The 581-nt window shown below is 62.8% G+C and carries 1 protein-coding gene; it reads left to right on the top strand.

Annotated elements, in window-relative coordinates:
• Nucleotides 1–347: transposase (locus ACYPYD_RS17610; protein ID WP_459664496.1), on the top strand; the 347-nt coding region annotated here is incomplete at its 5' end.
• Nucleotides 348–581 lie beyond the last annotated feature (234 nt).

Below are 581 nucleotides of genomic sequence, written 5' to 3'. Positions count from 1 at the left end.
TCTACGACAGCCTCTACTGTGCCCGTGGCCAAGCCGAAAACCTCATCAAACTGCACAAGACGCAACTCGCCAGCGATCGCACCTCGTGCCGCTCGGCCAACGCAAACCAAATGCGGCTCATCCTGCACACCGCCGCGTTCTGGCTCATGTGGCGCATCCGGCGGGCCATCCCAAGGGCCTCCGCTCTTGCCACCGCCGAGTTCGCCACCTTGCGCCTGCGGCTCCTCAAGGTCGCCGCCCGCGTCATCGAAACCGCCACCCGCATTCGTGTCGCCTTCGCTTCCGCCTGTCCCGACGCCGCCGTGTTCCAGGCCATGGCCGCCGCGCTCAGGATAACCCCGACTTAGCTTGGGCGGCCATGCCGCAGAACGCTCACACCCCGCCCTTCAACCCAGCAAACCTCTCGATCCCACGCGATGAAAAAGACGCTACGATCCCGCGCGACCTGATTACGTGGAAAATCCGCAAGCAGGTGCGCGGTAACCGCTGCTTCGACCCCACGTATTCTGGTTGATTTTTGAGGGGTAGATCTGCGCGAGACGTTGAGGAGCTCGGGCAGTGGTTGAGGAAATTGATGGGGT

It is taken from the genome of Novosphingobium sp. 11B (assembly GCF_054589055.1).
Note: the sequence above shows the minus strand (reverse complement) of the source record. Positions and strands in the feature narration are given on the sequence as shown.